The organism is Pseudolabrys sp. (genome assembly GCF_050250095.1).
Classification (GTDB): domain Bacteria; phylum Pseudomonadota; class Alphaproteobacteria; order Rhizobiales; family Xanthobacteraceae; genus Pseudolabrys.
In genome coordinates this window covers 98,353-112,365 of record NZ_JBFWPH010000006.1, presented here as the reverse complement: position 1 = coordinate 112,365, position 14,013 = coordinate 98,353, and the positions used below count along the sequence as shown (strand labels likewise).

The 14,013-nt window shown below is 66.6% G+C and carries 14 protein-coding genes; 9 read left to right on the top strand and 5 right to left on the bottom strand.

The window, feature by feature from the left end:
* Positions 1–19 precede the first annotated feature (19 nt).
* From AB7F10_RS17160 to AB7F10_RS17140, 5 genes are read left to right on the top strand one after another with little or no spacing between them, the layout of a single operon-like run.
* Positions 20–772, top strand: coding sequence for a CpaD family pilus assembly protein (locus AB7F10_RS17160; protein WP_428563254.1), 753 nt, complete (start codon positions 20–22; stop codon positions 770–772).
* Positions 769–2,061: an AAA family ATPase gene (locus tag AB7F10_RS17155; RefSeq protein WP_428563256.1), complete on the top strand. Its 1,293-nt coding sequence runs from the start codon at positions 769–771 to the stop codon at positions 2,059–2,061. The genes AB7F10_RS17160 and AB7F10_RS17155 overlap by 4 nt, the downstream gene beginning before the upstream one ends.
* 22 nt (positions 2,062–2,083) lie before the next feature.
* Entirely contained in the window at positions 2,084–3,637 is a 1,554-nt protein-coding gene (locus AB7F10_RS17150; protein ID WP_428563258.1) for a CpaF family protein, read from the top strand.
* A 12-nt stretch (positions 3,638–3,649) separates the two neighbouring features.
* Positions 3,650–4,615: a type II secretion system F family protein gene (locus AB7F10_RS17145; protein ID WP_428563260.1), complete on the top strand. Its 966-nt coding sequence runs from the start codon at positions 3,650–3,652 to the stop codon at positions 4,613–4,615.
* Between the two features lie 22 nt (positions 4,616–4,637).
* A complete protein-coding gene (locus AB7F10_RS17140; protein WP_428563262.1) occupies positions 4,638–5,606 on the top strand; it encodes a type II secretion system F family protein in 969 nt (322 codons plus the stop codon).
* 149 nt (positions 5,607–5,755) lie between these two features.
* On the opposite strand, the gene AB7F10_RS17135 is transcribed toward AB7F10_RS17140, so the two are convergent.
* The gene (locus tag AB7F10_RS17135; RefSeq protein WP_428563264.1) at positions 5,756–6,565 is read right to left on the bottom strand and encodes a tetratricopeptide repeat protein; all 810 of its coding nucleotides are present in this window, start codon (positions 6,563–6,565) and stop codon (positions 5,756–5,758) included.
* A 182-nt stretch (positions 6,566–6,747) separates the two neighbouring features.
* On the opposite strand from AB7F10_RS17135, the gene AB7F10_RS17130 reads away from it, so the two are divergent.
* Together AB7F10_RS17130 and AB7F10_RS17125 are read left to right on the top strand one after the other, a co-directional pair.
* Complete coding sequence (locus tag AB7F10_RS17130; protein ID WP_428563266.1) at positions 6,748–8,148, top strand: leucyl aminopeptidase family protein; 1,401 nt, start codon at positions 6,748–6,750, stop codon at positions 8,146–8,148.
* Entirely contained in the window at positions 8,149–8,985 is an 837-nt protein-coding gene (locus AB7F10_RS17125; protein ID WP_428563268.1) for an NlpC/P60 family protein, read from the top strand. It abuts the gene before it with no gap.
* A gap of 71 nt (positions 8,986–9,056) precedes the next feature.
* Here the strand turns inward: AB7F10_RS17125 and AB7F10_RS17120 are convergent, their stop codons facing one another.
* Genes AB7F10_RS17120 through AB7F10_RS17110 form a run of 3 tightly spaced genes read right to left on the bottom strand, consistent with a single transcriptional unit; the run spans position 9,057 to position 11,354 of the window.
* Positions 9,057–9,182 (bottom strand): MFS transporter small subunit, encoded by a 126-nt coding sequence (locus tag AB7F10_RS17120; protein ID WP_428563270.1) that lies wholly within the window; start codon positions 9,180–9,182, stop codon positions 9,057–9,059.
* 18 nt (positions 9,183–9,200) lie between these two features.
* Positions 9,201–10,595 carry an L-lactate MFS transporter gene (locus AB7F10_RS17115; RefSeq protein WP_428563272.1) on the bottom strand — a complete coding sequence of 465 codons (1,395 nt, stop codon included), beginning with the start codon at positions 10,593–10,595 and terminating at the stop codon, positions 9,201–9,203.
* A gap of 51 nt (positions 10,596–10,646) precedes the next feature.
* Positions 10,647–11,354 carry a Tim44/TimA family putative adaptor protein gene (locus AB7F10_RS17110; protein ID WP_428563274.1) on the bottom strand — a complete coding sequence of 236 codons (708 nt, stop codon included), beginning with the start codon at positions 11,352–11,354 and terminating at the stop codon, positions 10,647–10,649.
* Positions 11,355–11,472: 118 nt separating this feature from the next.
* Here AB7F10_RS17110 and AB7F10_RS17105 point away from each other — a divergent pair, with 118 nt between their 5' ends.
* Entirely contained in the window at positions 11,473–12,330 is an 858-nt protein-coding gene (locus tag AB7F10_RS17105) for a LysR family transcriptional regulator (protein WP_428563276.1), read from the top strand.
* Positions 12,331–12,435: 105 nt separating this feature from the next.
* Positions 12,436–13,266 (top strand): 3-keto-5-aminohexanoate cleavage protein, encoded by an 831-nt coding sequence (locus tag AB7F10_RS17100; RefSeq protein WP_428563278.1) that lies wholly within the window; start codon positions 12,436–12,438, stop codon positions 13,264–13,266.
* Here AB7F10_RS17100 and AB7F10_RS17095 read toward each other — a convergent pair whose 3' ends face one another.
* Positions 13,267–13,953, bottom strand: a complete 687-nt coding sequence (locus tag AB7F10_RS17095) for a DsbA family protein (RefSeq protein ID WP_428563280.1) — start codon at positions 13,951–13,953, stop codon at positions 13,267–13,269. It lies immediately after the preceding gene.
* Positions 13,954–14,013: the final 60 nt, after the last annotated feature.

Below are 14,013 nucleotides of genomic sequence, written 5' to 3'. Positions count from 1 at the left end.
CGCCGGCAGGAGACCTTCGATGTCGCAGACCTCTTCCACGACCGCTCGGGGCCGTGTGCCGGCATTCCTCCGCGTCGTGGCGATCGGCTCGCTCGCCGTGACGCTCGCCGGCTGCTACTCGCAGCATCAGGCGCGGGCGCCCTACCCGGTCGACTACCGGCAGCGCCATCCGATCGCGCTCGTCAACGGCAACCAGACCGTCGAGGTTTTCCTCGGGCAGAACCGCGGCGGCCTGTCGCCGGCGCAGCGCGCCGACGTGCTCGCCTTCGCGCAGTCCTGGAAGCGGGACGCCACCAGCGGCATCCTGATCGACGTGCCGAAGGGCGGCCGGACCGACCGCGCCGCGCAGGACTCGCTGCGCGAAATCCATTCGATCTTCGCGGCCTCGGGCATCCCCGGCGCCGGCGTGCGCGTGCGCTCCTATAGTGCGCCGGGCGGCTCGCTCGCCTCGATCAAGCTGAACTATTCGCGGCTGATGGCGAAGGCCGGCCCGTGCGGCCGCTGGCCGGACGACCTCGGCCCGTCCGATACGCCCGACCACATGCAGAATTATCCGTACTGGAATCTCGGCTGCGCCAGCCAGCGCAACCTCGCCGCGATGGTCGACAACCCCGCCGATCTCGTCCAGCCGCGCGGCGAAGCGCCGGCGATGGCGGGACGCCGCGCCGTGATGTTCGACAAGTATCGCAAGGGTGAGACGCCGGGCGCCAACTACCCGAACGACTCGGGCCACGGCTACGCCAACGGAAAAATCAGTGAAGTCGGAAAATGATTAGGCACCCCCAGCAAATTCCCGTCGTAGACGACGCGGGCGTCACCACCGCCCCGGCCGAAGCGATCATCGAGGAGCACATCGCTCCGGCGCCGCGGGTGTCGGTGCAGGCGTTCTGCGAGACGGTCGAGACCGCCGCCGCGGTGCAGTCGGCCGGCGAGGACCGCCGGCTCGCCAAGGCGCATATCAAGATCCAGATGGGCGGCGCCATCGCCGCCGTCGAGGCCTATCGCAGCGGCCCGACCCCGAACGTCATCATCGTCGAGTCCGAAGGCCGCGCCGAGGAAATCGTCGAGGGCCTCGACCAGCTCGCCGAGGTCTGCGACTCCGGCACCCGCGTCGTGGTGATCGGCCGCATCAACGACGTGATGCTCTATCGCGAGCTGACCAAGCGCGGCGTCAGCGAATATCTGATCGCGCCGACCGGAACGCTCGACGTGGTGCGGGCGATCTGCGGCCTGTTCAACCAGCCCAACACCAAGCCGATCGGCCGCATCGTCGCCGTCGTCGGCGCCAAGGGCGGCGTCGGAGCCTCCACGATCGCCCACAACGTTGCCTGGTCGACGGCGCGCGATATCGCGCTCGACTCGGTCGTGGTCGACCTCGATCTCGCCTTCGGCACCGCCGGCCTCGATTTCAACCAGGACCCGCCGCAGGGCGTCGCCGACGCGGTGTTCTCGCCGGACCGCGTCGACACCAATTTCGTCGATCGCCTGCTGTCGAAGTGCACCGACCAGCTGAGCCTGCTCGCCGCCCCGGCGACGCTCGAGCGGGTTTACGACTTCGGCGCGGAATCCTTCGACGCGATCATCGACTCGCTGCGCACCTCGGTGCCCTGCACCATGCTCGACGTCCCGCATCAGTGGAACGGCTGGACCCGCCGGCTGCTGATCGCGGCCGACGACATCATGATCGTCGCGCAGCCGGACCTCGCCAACCTGCGCAACGCCAAGAACCTCGCGGACCTCCTGCGCCAGCAGCGTCCGAACGACCGGCGTCCGCTGTATTGCCTGAACCAGGTCGGCATGCCGAAACGCCCGGAGATTTCGCCCGCCGATTTCGCCAAGGCGCTGGAAGACGAACCGGCCGCCATCATCCCGTTCGATCCGCAGTTGTTCGGCACCGCCGCCAACAACGGACAGATGATCGCCGAGGTGTCGTCGAGCCACAAGACGACCGAGCTGTTCCGCCAGATGGCCCAGATCGTGACCGGCCGCGCGGAGGTGAAGCGTTCGCGCGGCGGCCTGCTGTCGCCGCTGATCGGCAAGCTGATGAAGCGTTCGGCCTGAGACGGGTTGGGAGTAAGGAATAGTGTTCGGCAAGCGTAGCAGTCCCGCCGGCGTCACGGTCGCACCGCCCGCGCCGAAGCAGGCGCCCGCGCCCGCGGAAGCGCCGCGGCACGTCGCGGACGCCCCGCCGACCGCGCCGGCCGCGCCGCCCGTCGAGGGCGGCCGCACGCCGTTTTCGTCCGAAGGCCTTGGCGCGCCGCTGATCTCCGCGCCGGCCGGGAACCGCCCGCCCGCCGGCATCAACACCAACATGGCCGCGAGCGCGATCGACTCGCGCAAGTCAGACACCTATTACGAAACCAAGGGCACCGTGTTCGGCGCCCTGATCGAGGCGATCGACCTCGCCCAGCTCGCCCGGCTCGACGCCGTCGCAGCGCGCGAGGAAATCCGCGACATCGTCAACGAGATCATCGCGATCAAGAACATCGTGATGTCGATCTCCGAGCAGGAAGAGCTGCTCGACGACATCTGCAACGACGTGCTCGGCTTCGGCCCGCTCGAGCCGCTGCTCGCGCGCGACGACATCGCCGACATCATGGTCAACGGCTCCGGCACGGTCTACATCGAAGTCGCCGGCAAGATTCAGCGCACCGGAATCCGGTTCCGCGACAACCAGCAACTGCTGAACATCTGCCAGCGCATCGTCAGCCAGGTCGGCCGCCGCGTCGACGAAGCCTCGCCGATCTGCGACGCGCGCCTGCCGGACGGCTCCCGCGTCAACGCCATCGTGCCGCCGCTGTCGATCGACGGCCCGGCGCTCACCATCCGCAAGTTCAAGAAGGACAAGCTGACGCTCGACCAGCTCGTCAAGTTCGGCACGATCACGCCGCAGGGCGCCGACATCCTCCAGATCGTCGGCCGCGCCCGCGTCAACACGCTGGTGTCCGGCGGCACCGGCTCCGGCAAGACCACGCTGCTGAACTGCCTCACCCAGTTCATCGAATCGACCGAACGCATCATCACCTGCGAGGACGCCGCCGAGCTTCAGCTGCAGCAGCCGCATGTGGTGCGCCTCGAAACCCGGCCGCCCAATCTCGAGGGCGAAGGCCAGGTCACCATGCGCGAGTTGGTGAAGAACTGCCTGCGTATGCGTCCGGAACGCATCATCGTCGGCGAAGTGCGCGGACCCGAAGCGTTCGACCTGTTGCAGGCGATGAACACCGGCCACGACGGCTCGATGGGCACGCTGCACGCCAACAGCCCGCGCGAGGCGCTGTCGCGTCTCGAATCCATGATCACGATGGGCGGCTTCTCACTGCCCTCGCGCACCATCCGCGAGATGATCGTCGCCTCGGTCGACGTCGTCGTGCAGGCCGCCCGCCTGCGCGACGGCTCGCGCCGCATCACACACATCACCGAGGTGATGGGCATGGAAGGCGACGTCATCATCACGCAGGATCTGTTCGTCTACGAGATGACCGGCGAAGACGCGCAAGGCAACATCATCGGCCGTCACCGCTCGACCGGCATCGGCCGGCCGAAATTCTGGGACCGCGCCCGCTATTACGGCGAGGAGAAGCGGCTCGCCGCCGCGCTCGACGCCGCCGAAGCGGCCAACGAAGACATCAAGGGCTAGAGGGGGCAGGACATGCAACCCCTCGCAGTCTTCGCCCTCGCCTCGATCGCGGTCGGGGGCATCGTCTATGTCTTTCTCTATCCGATCCTGTCCGGCGAGCGGCAGGCGGAGAAACGCAAGGCCAGCGTCGCCAAGGCCGAGCCGGTCCGCGCGACCCGCAACGCGCCGCGCTCGCGCCGCGACACCGTGGAAAGCGCGCTGAAGGATCTCGAGCAGAGGCACAAGAAATCGAGCAAAGTGCCGCTGCCGATCAAGATCTCGCAGGCCGGGCTGACGTGGTCGAAGCGCCAGTATTTTCTCGTTTCCGGCGCGCTCGGCCTCGGCCTGTTCCTGGCCGGCCTCGTCTTCGGCGTCGGCCTGCTGGTGGCGCTGGCGTTCGCCTTTGTCGGCGCGTTCGGCCTGCCGATGTGGATGCTGAAATTCCTCAAGAAGCGCCGCGAGGCGAAGTTTCTTGCCGCGTTCCCCGATGCCGTCGACGTGGTGGTGCGCGGCATCAAGGCCGGCCTGCCGCTGCTCGACTGCCTGAAGATGATCGCCGTCGAAGCGCCGGAGCCGGTGAAATCCGAGTTCCGCTCCGTCGTCGAGACGCAGGCGATCGGCATCCCGATCGGCGAGGCCTGCGGTAAGATCTACGAGAGCATGCCGGTGCCGGAAGCCAACTTCTTCGCCATCGTGATCGGCATCCAGCAGAAGGCCGGCGGCAACCTGTCCGAAGCGCTCGGCAACCTGTCGCGCGTGCTGCGCGACCGCAAGAAGATGAAAGCCAAGATTCAGGCGATGTCGCAGGAGGCCAAGGCTTCCGCCGGCATCATCGGCGCGCTGCCGATCGCCGTGATGATCCTCGTTTACATCAGCAGCCCGAACTACATCTCGCTGCTGTGGACCGAGCCGCTCGGCCGGTTGATGCTGGCGGCGTCCGCGGTGTGGATGACGATGGGCATCCTGGTGATGAAGAAAATGATCAACTTCGACTTCTGAACACGGTCCCGAACGCAAGCCTATGCTCGATCTTCTCGTCAATGCAATCGAGGTCAAGACGCTGGCGATGGTGTTTGCCGCCATCGCCGCGGGCGCGACCGTATTGACGATCGCGATGCCGCTGTTGTCCGGTAACAATCTCGACAAGCGGATGAAATCGGTCGCGATCGAGCGCGAGAAGATCCGCCAGCGCGAACGCGAGCGGCTGGCGCGCGGCGAGAAGGCGACGCTGCGCCAGTCGCCGAAGCAATATGTCCAGACCGTCGTCGAGAAATTCAACCTCGCCAAGTGGGTCGGCCAGGAGGAAGCGCGGCTGAAGCTGGTGCAGGCCGGCTATCGCGGCCAGGCGCCCTATGTGACCTATCTGTTCTTCCGCATGGTGACGCCGATCTGCGCCTTCGCCGCGGCGCTGTTCTATCTGTTCGTCGTGATCGAGTTCAACCAGCCGCCGCTGGTGAAATTCGGCATCGGCATCGGCGCCGCCTATCTCGGCATGCACCTGCCGCTGATGCTGTTGAAGAACAAGATTCAGCGCCGGCAGCTCACGATCAAGCGCGCGTTCCCGGACGCGCTCGACCTGCTGCTGATCTGCGTCGAGTCCGGCATGTCGGTCGAGGCCGCCTTCAAGCGAGTGTCCGAGGAGATCGGCTCGCAGTCGGTGCCGCTCGCCGAGGAACTGACGCTGACGACTGCGGAACTGTCCTACCTGCCCGACCGCCGGCAGGCTTACGAAAACCTCGCCAAGCGCACCGATCTCGACGGCGTGAAGTCGGTCTGCATGGCGCTGCAGCAGGCGGAGCGCTACGGCACGCCGCTCGGGCAGACGCTGCGCGTGATGGCGCAGGAAAACCGCGACATGCGCATGACGGAGGCCGAGAAGAAGGCCGCCGGCCTGCCGCCCAAGCTCACCGTGCCGATGATCCTGTTCTTCCTGCCGGTGCTGTTCGTGGTCATTCTCGGCCCCGCCGTCATCAAGGTGATGGGGCTGTAGGCGCCGGATTTCAAGTCAGAGCAGCGTCATTCCGGGGCCGACCAAAGGTCGGAACCCGGAATCCAGTCTCAAAGACTGCCTTCGTGTTTCTGGATTCCGGATCGCCGCTTCGCGGCGTCCGGAATGACGAGCGGAGAGCCTTTAGTTGTTCACCCGCGCGACTTGCCGCGCCGGCCGCTCGAAGGCTGCCCGGTGCGTTGGACGCCGCCGCGCTGCTCGATCATCTGCTTCAGCTCGTCGACCGCGGCGGCCGCTTCGGCCGGCGGCAGATCGGCACGCACGACCTGCTCGGCCTCGTCGAAACGGCCCTGCAGCGCGACAACGAGCGCAAGGTTCTGCCGCACCTTCGGCTCGGCGCCGGGCTGGGCGGCGGCCTGACGCAAAGTCGACTCGGCGCGGCGCAAATCCTTGGTCAGCGCGTAGGACAGGCCGAGATTGGACAGCACCGACGGATCGTTCGGCTTGATCTTCAGCGCGCTCGCGTAGTGGCGGCGCGCCTCCTGCGGGCGGCCGAGCTGGTCGAGCACCGCGCCCTGCGCGTTGAGGATGCGCCAGTCCGGCTGGTCCGGCGTATGGGCGCGGCCGAGCACCTCGAGCGCCTGCTGCAGCTTGCCGACATCGGCGAGCGCGCGGCCGAACTCGCCGAGCAATGCGCGGTTGTGCGGATTCTTGATCGAGGCCTGTTCGAGCACCGCGGCGGCCTGCGTCTTGCGGCCGGTCGCGCGCAGCGCCTGGGCGTAGCGCATCGCCACCTCGGCGTCCGCCGTGTTGGCCTCATAGCGCGGCTCCCAGTAGTCGGCGGCGCGGCGCCATTCGGCGTCGGTGCGCGGCTCCCGCTGGCTGCCGATCGAACCGGTGACGTCGTCGCCGCCCGTCGTCTTGCAGCCGGCCATCGGCAGCGCCAGGACGGCGGCGAGCGCGGCGGTGGCGAGCAAACCTGTGATGCGGGGTAAAGGCACTGGTCCGGGCATCCTTCGGGCGTCTTTTGGGGCGACCGGTCCGAGCAATAAAACGTTAACCCTAACGCGCGGTTAACCCGGCGCAGATTTCGTGGGCCGGCGGCACGGCAGGCGCCGCCACATTTGCCACGACGCCGCGCCGGGCTGGCGAATCCGCCGGGCCCAAGGCCATAGTGCGGGCCATGACAAACGCCCTGCACCCGATTTTTGCGGCCGACGCCAAAGCGGCGGCAAAGGCCATCCCGATCTGGTTCGTCCACAAATCCAATGCGGCGTCGCTGACGCGGCAGCTCGACGCCGCCGGCCGCGCCTTCCTCGACGCATCCGGCTTCGAGCCCTCGCCCGGCCGCTGCGCGCTGGTGCCGGCCAAGGACGGCAAGCTCGCCGCCGTGCTGTTCGGCATCGAGCAGCCCGACGCCAGGACCAAAAACCTGTTCCTGCCCGGCACGCTGGCGAATCTTCTGCCGGACGGCGCCTATCGTTTCGCCAACGCGCCGCACGACGCCCGGCTCGCCGCGCTCGCCATCGCGCTCGGCGGCTACAACTTCACGCGCTATCGCAAGACCAAGGCCCGCGCGATCAAGCTGATCGCGCCGGACGGCGTCGACGCCAAGGAGCTTTCGGCGATCATCGACGGCGTGACGCTGGCGCGCGACCTCGTCAACACGCCGGCCAACGATCTTGGGCCGGCCGAACTCGAGACCGCCGCGCGCAAGGTCGCGCGCGCGCACGGCGCCAAGCTGCGCGTCACCGCCGGCCGCGCGCTGGAGAAGCAGTTTCCGCTGATCCATATCGTCGGCATGGGCTCGCCGCGCGCGCCACGGCTGATCGACTTCACCTGGGGCAAGCCAAGCCATCCGAAAGTCACGCTGGTTGGCAAAGGCGTCTGTTTCGATACCGGCGGGCTCGACATCAAGCCCAGCAGCGCGATGCTGAACATGAAGAAGGACCTCGGCGGCGCCGCCACCGCGCTCGCGCTCGCGCACATGATCATGGCCCGCAAGCTGCCGGTGCGGCTACGCGTGCTGGTTCCCGCGGTCGAGAACTCCATTTCCGGCATCAGCTTCCGCCCGCGCGACGTCTTTACCTCGCGCAAGGGCATCACGGTCGAGATCGGCAACACCGACGCCGAGGGCCGTCTCATTCTCGCGGATGCGCTGTCGCTGGCCGACGAGGAAAAGCCCGACCTGATGATCGACTTCGCGACGCTGACCGGCGCGGCGCGCGTCGCGCTCGGTCCCGACATTCCGCCGTTCTTCACCGACGACGACCGGCTGGCGGCGAGCCTGATGATCGCGGCGACCGCGGAGAGCGATCCGCTGTGGCGGCTGCCGCTGTGGCGGCCCTATGAGGCGATGCTCGATACCAAGGTGGCCGACATCAACAATGCCGGCGCCGGCGGCTTCGCCGGATCGATCACCGCGGCGCTGTTCCTCGCGAAATTCGTCGAGCAGGCCAAGGCCTGGGTGCATTTCGACATCTTCGCCTGGACGCCGGCGAGCAAGCCGGGGCGCCCGGAGGGCGGCGAGTGCCAGGCCGCCCGCGCGATCTACGCGCTGCTGTGTGAACGCTACGAACAATAAATGACCCTCGACCGCCGCCTCAACGCCTTTCGCCCCGACCTCGCCGACGCCCGTTTGCAGGGCAAGGTCGAGGCCGCGCGGTTTACCGACGGCGAGGTTTATGAGGTGGTCCACGCGCAGGCGCCGCTGCGGCGCGAGCCGCGCCACGACGCCGCGCTCGACACCGAAGCGCTCTATGGCGAGCGCGTCCGGGTCTACGAAATCGATGAGGAAGGCTGGGCCTGGGGCCAGCTCGAAGCCGACAGTTATGTCGGCTACCTGCCGGCCGCGGCGCTCGCGCGCGAAAGCGCGCCGGCGACACACAAGATCGCCGCGCTGCGCAGCCACGGCTTTCCCGGCCCCGACATCAAGCTGCCGCCGTTCGTCGCGCTGCCGCTCGGCGCGCGGCTCGCGGTGACGCGCGAGGACGGCAGCTTTGCCGTGACCGCCGCCGGACTTTATGTGCCGCGCCAGCACCTCGCGGCGATCGATGCAAAAGAGCACGATCCGGTCGCCGTCGCGGAACGGTTCCTCGGCACGCCTTATCTCTGGGGCGGCAAGACCACGCAAGGCATCGACTGCTCGGGGCTGGTGCAGGTCGCGATGAACGCCGCCGGCCGGCCCTGCCCGCGCGACAGCAACATGCAGGAGCAGACCGTCGGCACCGCGGTCACGCTCGACGCGCTCGCGCGCGGCGATCTGGTGTTCTGGAAGGGCCACGTCGCCGTCGCGCGCGACAAGGACACCATCGTTCACGCCAATGCGTTTCACATGGCGGTCGCGATCGAGACGGTCGCCGCCGCGGTGGCGCGGATCGGCGCGGCCGGCAGCCCGGTGACGAGCGTGCGGCGGCCCTGATCCTTTTTGTTTAAAAAAAATCGGCAGCCTCGCGGCTGCCGAAGTCAGGGGTAGAACGGCAGGTACCGTCTCTACTGGAATAACTTCATGGCATTGATGAGCGTCTGGGTGACGCCGGCAAGCAGCGGGATGCCGACAAAACACCAGGCGAGAACCAGATGCAGCGTTGTCGTTTTCGATTGATCGACATTTTGCATGGTGGACTCCTCTCTCCGCTAATGAGCGCTGCCGACGGGAACCGCACCGGCATTGGCCGGGTGATCCGCCTGCATGTGGTAACGGCTGTTCACCGCACGCACGAAGAAGTTGGCGATGAAGCCGATCACCAGCAGGCCGGCCATGATGTACATGGTGGTGTTGTAGGCCTGTGCCTTCGGCACGCCGTGAGTGACATTGTATTCCCGGATGTAATTGATCAACACGGGGCCGACGATGCCGGCGGCCGACCAGGCCGTCAGCAGGATGCCGTGAATGGCGCCGACGTAACGCACGCCGAACATATCCTTCAGGTAGGCCGGCACGGTCGAGAACCCGCCGCCATACATCGACACGATGATCAGGAAGCAGAACACGAACAGGTACACATTGCCCGTCGCGCCGGCGAACGGCACCGTCACATAGAGGATGAAGCCGAGCGTCATGAACACGAAGTAGGTGTTCTTGCGGCCGATATAGTCGGACACCGAAGCCCACGAGAAACGTCCGCCCATGTTGAACAGGCTCATCAGGCCGACCAGACCGGCGGCCGCGATGGCGGTGATGTGGCCGGGGAACATTTCCTGGCTCATCGCCGACGCCTGACCGAGCACGCCGATGCCGGCCGTGGTGTTGAGGAACAGCACGATCCAGATCAGCCAGAACTGCGGAGTCTTCACCGCATCATAAACATAGACGTCGTTCCTGCTGATGAGCTTGCTCTGTTTCGGCGGAACGAAGCCTTCTGGTTTCCAGTCCGCCGCCGGCACGCGCACGATCGCGGCGCCGACCATCATGAACACGAAGTAGGCGCAGCCCATCACGATGAAGGTTTCGAACACGCCGACATGGGTCGACGTCGCAAACTTGCTCATCAGCCAGACCGACAGCGGAGACGCCACCAGCGCGCCGCCGCCGAAGCCCATGATCGCCATGCCGGTCGCCATGCCCGGACGATCCGGGAACCACTTGATCAGCGTCGAGACCGGCGAGATGTAGCCGATGCCGAGCGCGCAGCCGCCGATCACGCCGTAGCCGAGATAGATGATCCAGAGGTTGTGCAGATAAATGCCGAGCGCCGAGATCAGGAAGCCGCCCGCCCAGCACAGGCCGGCGGTGAACATCGCCTTGCGCGGCCCGCCTTCCTCGACCCAGCGGCCGAACACGGCGGCCGAAATGCCGAGCACAGCCATCGCGATCGAGAAGATCCAGCCGAGATCGGTCAGCTTCCAGTCCCCCGGCGCCGACTGCGACACGCCGATGAGGCGCGTCATCGGCAGGTTGAACACGCTGAACGCATAGGCCTGGCCGATGCAAAGATGCACGCACAGCGCCGCCGGCGGCACCAGCCACCGGTTGAAGCCCGGCTTGGCGATGGTGCGCGACCGGTCAAGGAACGGTAGAAAACTGCTCATAAGACTTTCCTCCCTCTGTTGATGTCCGGCGGCTTGACGCCGCTCGTTTTCTCATCCGCATGTTTCGGCGGATTGTGGTGTGGCGGGCTGTTCGGGCTCCCCACGCGACGTTTCCGTCGCCGCAAGCCGCCAAAGCCCGTTCGCCCGAAGCCCCTTCACGAAGGTCCAGCGGTCCGCCATCGCCGTGACGGCCGCGGGATTGCCGTCGACGACGGCGTTGGCCGCGTCGCGCGTGGCGGCGACGATCTCGCTGTCGAAGGTGACGACGATCTGCACCTGACCATCGATGACCGCGGCTTCCTCGATCCGCGCGTCGTTCAGGCAGACGAAGCGCGTCGAGACGCGATGCTGACGCGCTTCGCGCAGCGCGATGGCATGAACGAAGGTGCGGTAGACGTCGGCGGTCAGCAGGTCCGCCAGCAGCTCGCGGTCGCCCTTGGCGAAGGCGAGCACGATCGCCTCGTAGACGAGACGCGCGCCCTGGAGAAACCGGTCGGCGTCGAACGAGCCGTCCATCGCCGCGATCCGGCGCAGATCTCCGGTGACGTTGCCGGCCACCGCGCACGGAGGTGCGGCGTCGTGCATCTCGGGATGAGCGCCGGGCGCGAGCGGGCCGCTGTCCGCCGCTTCGTCGAGACAGGTCGAGAGACGCAACTCGCGCGAGGCGCGCGTGCGCAATTCCTCGTACTTGCGGCCGACCGTCCAGAAGACGAGCGCAAGAACAACGATCAGGACCAGGGAATTGGCGTCGAAGCCCACGAATCCGCTCTCTTTTTCTCGTTTTCAGGGTGCCTATCGGATTAAAGTGGGACAAACGAAATTAATTCGAGTTTAATAGCAATATTATTGCTAGATAGGCTGAGCGAACGGGCACGGCATGGATATCGATCTCGCACGCACATTCCTGACCATCGTCTCGACGCGCAGTTTCATCCGCGCCGCCGAACGGCTGAACGTCAGCCAGACCACCGTGAGCGCGCGCGTGCGCTCGCTCGAGGAGCAGCTCGGCCGGCCGCTGTTCGTGCGCAACAAGGCCGGCGCGTCGCTGACGCCGGCCGGCGAGCAGTTCCTGCGTTACGCGCCGAACTTCGTGCAGCTCTGGGAGCGCGCCCGCCATCAGGTCGCGGTGCCGCCGGGCCGCACCGCGGTGCTGGCGATCGGCGGCGAACTCAGCCTGTGGCACCCGCTGATGCTCGACTGGCTGGTGTGGATGCGCCGCGCCGCCGCCGACATCGCGCTGCGCGTTCAGGTCGGGCTGCCGGAAGGGCTGATCACGCAGGTCGCAGAAGGCATGCTCGACGTCGCGGTGATGTATGCGCCGCAGAACCGGCCCGGCCTGCGGGTCGATCAGATTCTCGAGGAGACGCTGGTGCTGGTCACCACCGATCCGAGCGTGAAGCCGCTGTCCTCGCCGGACTATGTTTATGTCGACTGGGGTCCGGAATTCGCGATCCATCACGGCATGAGCTTTCCCGACGTGACCAATCCCGGCCTGTTCGTCGGTCTCGGGCCGCTGGCCTTGAGCTACATCGTGGAGGCCGGCGGCTCCGGCTATTTCAGGCGCCGCGCCGCCAAGCCCTATCTCGACAGCGGCAAGCTGCACCTCGTCGACGGCGCGCCGAGTTTCGCCTATCCGATTTACGCGGTGCGCGCGGCCAATGCCGACGAGGTGCTGGTCGAGCAGGCGCTCGACGCGCTGCGCTCGGTGGCCGCGCTCGACGCCCACGCCGCATAAAGGCGCATTCCGTAAGGCTTTTCACATGGTCGCATCAACTGCCGGGCGGTTGCGCCGGCCGCCGACCGCGGGCCATGATGCCTCGCGGATAAATCGGAGCAGCCTATGACGACCCCCTGCATCATCACCGTCGCGATCACCGGATCGGTGCCGACCAAGGCCGACAATCCGGCGGTGCCGATCACGGTGCCGGAGCAGGTCGAGTCGACTCAGGCCTCGTTCGAGGCCGGCGCGTCGCTCGCGCATTGTCACGTGCGCAATGACGACGGCACCACCTCCTCCGATCCGGAGAAATTCGGCCGGCTGGTCGAGGGCCTGAAGAAACACTGCCCCGGCATGATCATCCAGCTCTCGACCGGGGGGCGCTCCGGCACCGGCCGCGAGCGCGGCGGCATGCTGCCGCTGCGGCCGGACATGGCCTCGCTGTCGACCGGCTCATGCAACTTCCCGACCCGCGTCTACGAGAATTCGCCGGAGCTGGTCGACTGGCTCTCCGCCGAGATGATCAAATACGACGTCAAGCCCGAGATCGAAGCCTTCGACCTGTCGATGATCTTCCAGGCGGTAAAGATGGAAGAGGCCGGCAAGATCAAGGGACCGCTGCATGTGCAGTTCGTCATGGGCGTGAAGAACGCCATGCCGGTCGACAAGGAGACCTTCGACTTCTACGTGAAAACGCTCAAGCGCATCGCGCCGCAGGCGACCTGGACCGGCGCCGGCATCGGCAAGGGCCAGCTGATGCTCAACCGCTGGAGTCTCGAGGCCGGCGGCCACTGCCGCACCGGGCTCGAGGACAACATCCGCTGGGACGAAAGCGGCAAGCTCGCGCCGTCGAACGCCGCGCTGGTCAAACGGCTAGCCGACCTCTGCGCCGAATACGGCCGGCGGCCGGCGACGACGGCGGAAGCGCGGCAGATCCTGGGACTGGCGGCGTAGTTATTTCCCGCACATCACCTGACCGCACTTCTGTGCAGCCGCGACGACGCCGGCCAGCGCCTTCTTGCCCGGATAACCGACAAAGCTGACGCCCCTGATGACGAGGCCCGGCGTCGCCTGGATGCCGAGCGCGTCGCCGAGCTGTAAGTGCTGCTTCATGTCGCCGGCGAAGGATTCCGAATTGGCGAGATCGAACACCTTCTGCGGATCGAGGCCGATCTGCTTGGCCGCCTCGAAGGCGCGCTTGTCGTCGATGACGCCGCGGCCCTGATAGACCAGCCGATGAAACTTGTAGAATTGATCGGGCGTCGCGAGCTTCACCACCGCATATTCGATGCGCGCGGCGAGGATCGACGGGATGCCGAGCACCGGAAACGGCACCAGCACGAGCCGCAGGTTCGCGTTGCTTTTCACCAGCGTGTCGATGTCGGCGGAGGCCCGCCGGCAATACGGACAGTTGAGATCGTAGAACTCGTACAGCGTCACCTTGCCGTTCGGGTTGGCGGCAACCACCACGTTCGGCAGCTTCTCGATACGGGCTTCGAGATCCGACGAGATTTTATGGTTGGCGATGATCTCGCCATCGTCGGCCTTGATCGGATAGTCGCCCTGATCGGCGCGCGCCACGACGGCGAGGCTGGACGAAACAAGGAGAGCAATGAAAATTTTGCGCGCGAGGCCGGACATGGATCGTTTCTTTGCTGACGGGAATGCAGCCCCGTCTTGCCCGACCGCGCGGGACACGCG